This is a genomic window from Micromonospora sp. DT44 (genome assembly GCF_049841635.1).
Taxonomy (GTDB): domain Bacteria; phylum Actinomycetota; class Actinomycetes; order Mycobacteriales; family Micromonosporaceae; genus Micromonospora.
In genome coordinates this window covers 1-3,235 of the sequence record NZ_JBNCKS010000124.1, presented here as the reverse complement: position 1 = coordinate 3,235, position 3,235 = coordinate 1, and the positions used below count along the sequence as shown (strand labels likewise).

The window sequence follows — 3,235 nt, the reverse complement described above, 5'->3', positions numbered from 1 at the left end:
TCCAACGCCGTCCGGTATGGACGTTACGCCCGTGTCATCCCCACTCGGCCGCCGAATCTTGCTGAGATCACCTCATTGTGTCCTTGAAAAGTCCGCCAGCCCATGCGAGATTAGCGAGCTAAAAACGGCCGCTCCGTAAAACCTGGCGTCTTGGATTCGAATCGAGGCAACGGAGCAGCTCGAAAAGTCGAAGTCCAACAAGACGGCACCCGATAGATTTATCGACATATTCGGCCAGAAGGCGGCACCCCCATCCTCTTCGAATATCCTCCCATCTTCTACACCGACCACCCTCTTATTCCGCAAGTGATCAGATAACACCCTCTGAGCGGCCAACCGCACTTGTTGTTCTTGTTGGCGCCTCTCCTTATCTTCGATCGATACCTTCGCCGCATCATCGGTAGAGTCGAGCAATAGCGGGTTGAACGGCATTCGCAGATAGGCACACACCAAGTTGACGACCGTCTGCCTGTGCTCAGGGTTGCCCTGACCCATACGCTCCAAGGCGTAAAGAGCAGCCATACGTACGGGCGCTCTATCAGAACCCAACTGCTCAGCAGCCTTGGTATACAGTTCGGTTACTCGACGCTCTGCCGCGTCATGTTTGGTGTCTTCAGCGGTCCGGTTCTTATATTCTTGGTCAGCGTGGTCTACACGCTCTTTCACGTACTGTCGGCGCAACGCCACGAATAGTGCGATCAGACCACCCGCACCTGCGCCCACGGCCAGAACGTTCCGAATGACGTCTACCCGTAGTTGGGCTGCTCGGACTGCTAGGTCCGGCGAGTTCGTGAACCTCGCCGGAACCTGAGCCGCGTGCCACATGAACCACGCGGCGACACCGGTTACCGTGAGAGCCACGATGGCCAGCGTTACCAACGTCGCAAGGTGGATGGGCTTGTAGGTCCGAGGCTTCGAAACCCTCTTAGGCCTAGCAAGCTTCTTGGCATTGCGCTTAGACCACTTCCGCTGCAGGAAGCCAACAAGCCTAATGCGCTTATACCACCTTCGACGTTCGGGCATCCCTGGATTATCTCGCACGGTCGCAACAACGGGTGTTCCCACCTTCGGACATTATGCGAAGGAAGCAGAACCCGCTACTCCCCTCGGCACGCTACCGCGCATACGGCGAGAATAGTGGCTATGGTGTTCGTTTCGTCTTCTGGGCGATAAACCGCGGAGAGGCCAATAGTCGCGAACTTAAGGCGAACCTCGTTCGGCGTGAGCACCATTTCCGGCGCGACGCGCTGCCTGGACTTCCTGCGCTGAGTCGGGACGGCTGATCGACCCCGTGTTGATCAAGGCGGAACCGGCAGGGGTCGGGCGACGCGGCCCAAAGGGCCGCCTTAAAGACGTATGGAAAGTTCTCACCGGCGCTGCACTCGACAACTGCACTCGAACATTTTCCTGCGACGGGCGACGGTTAAAACGGCTCTATGGCAGATCACGTGAGGCTCAACAACCTAACCCGAACATATGCACCCCGTGGCCGAGACAATCGACTCGCCGCGATGCATGAGGAGTTGTCGTGAGCGCTAGAGCAGACCGTCTAAATCCTCTGTTGCGTCGACCCAATCCGCTATGTCAGCGTAGGCGTTTACGCCGGCATACACGTCCGGCACCAGTTCATCGAACGCTCGTAATAGGGGATAACCTACATCTGGCTCGACTGCGGCGATGTAACACGCCCAGCCCAACAGGCGACGCCGGTACATTTCTTGATCTTCACCGCCGAAGTCCGCCATATAGGTGTCGTAGCCGAACTTCGAAATTATGTGCAGGATCCAACGCATGCGGCGTTTTATCTTTCGTGGGATCCGTGGCCCGCCCGCGTCCCCCACGTATAAGCCGGTGACGTACTGCGGCCCACCTCGGCGCATGAAGGCCGTTTTACGTGTGTTCACTGACCAGCCAGCATCGTCAAGAATGCGCGCGATGTCCACCAAATGGCGGTCAGAAAGCTCGCCAGAAAAGGTAAGGTCATCCACATATCGCGTAAACGACAACTCCCGTGACTGCGCATACTCTGCAAGCAAGCGGTCCGTGTCCCGGAAGGCCAAGTTGGACAAGAAGGGTGACGTGCTTACCCCGACGGGCAACTTGCCGGCGATAGTCACAACGCTTACAGCAATGTCGGTAGCCTTCTCGTCGTACCCCTGGCTTTGCAATGAAGCTCTCACCATTGCGGCTCTAATCGACGGGAAGAAGTCCTCAAGGTCTACGCGTAATACGCACGTTTTGTCGAGGTGCTGGCTCGCATTGCTAACCGTGGAGCGTCCATGAACGAATCCGTGAACATGCCCGGGTGGCTCATACGGCAATAGATCTGTGAAGCTGCGGTGCAGGTTTTTCGTAATTGCGTCGAATGGGCCGACTGGCTTGACTACTTCGCGTATGCCACCGTGCTTCTTGCGAAATGTCCACGGGAAATAGAGTCGTCCCTCACCCAAAGGGAGCGCCAACGATAGCGCCTCCAAGACTTCCCTGGACGCGCCCGCGTGTTGTGCGAGGTCATCAACCGAGAATGGCACTAATCACCCCGGGCAGTTGGACTTTTGGCGGTAGGGCCGCACTCGCTGTGCTAGGGCTATCAGGCAACGCGCGCGAACTCGCGCACAAGATTGACTGCGACCCTACCGCAAACCGCAGTATAGCATACGTCAATGGAGTGGGTCTTTTCGGCTGGAGATGCGACCTTGCTCGAATGAATAGAGCAAAGAAACGAACGGTTCTATCTCACGGAAAGCCCTATAGGGCCAGTCCTTCGGACTTGTAGGGCAGCCCGCTTGGAGCCACCTGGTTACGGCTGACATGACGTAGTCGATTATGGCCATAGACATGCATTCCGCCTTGGCGACCATCACAATCTCTAGCCGTGGCAAGGGTGCCACCTTGCCGAGCGTTTCGTACGCCCGCCCGGCAGCGCTATTGGGAAGCCGCCGGATAATGGATCCCATGCCTTCGCTCTGCTCTATTTGGCAGAACAGTTCGGGTTCATTGCGATGTCGGATCAAGAGATCACTCAACAACTTTACATACATGAATTCAATGCGCTCGGATTCGGTGTTGCCAGGAACACTCGTCCGATCCGTGACGACCATATACGCTCTAAAGAACAGGCTGCGCATCAATTCTAGGAATGGACAGGAGACATCTAGTGAGGTGATCTCAGCAAGATTCGGCGGCCGAGTGGGGATGACACGGGCGTAACGTCCATACCGGACGGCGTTGGATA

The 3,235-nt window shown here is 56.7% G+C and carries 3 protein-coding genes; all 3 read right to left on the bottom strand.

Features of this window, described 5'->3' with window-relative positions; genetic code table 11:
- Positions 1-72 precede the first annotated feature (72 nt).
- The gene (locus tag ACLQ25_RS32505) at positions 73-1,023 is read right to left on the bottom strand and encodes a hypothetical protein (protein ID WP_425734555.1); all 951 of its coding nucleotides are present in this window, start codon (positions 1,021-1,023) and stop codon (positions 73-75) included.
- Positions 1,024-1,535: 512 nt separating this feature from the next.
- The gene (locus ACLQ25_RS32500; RefSeq protein ID WP_425734554.1) at positions 1,536-2,531 is read right to left on the bottom strand and encodes a reverse transcriptase family protein; all 996 of its coding nucleotides are present in this window, start codon (positions 2,529-2,531) and stop codon (positions 1,536-1,538) included.
- 129 nt (positions 2,532-2,660) lie between these two features.
- A partial coding sequence (locus ACLQ25_RS32495; RefSeq protein ID WP_425734553.1) for a hypothetical protein occupies positions 2,661-3,235 on the bottom strand: 575 nt, incomplete at its 5' end.

Coding starts and splice junctions, on each gene's coding strand:
- ACLQ25_RS32505 (WP_425734555.1), bottom strand. CDS start 1,023: ATGCCCGAACGTCGAAGGTGGTATAAGCGCATTAGGCTTGTTGGCTTC.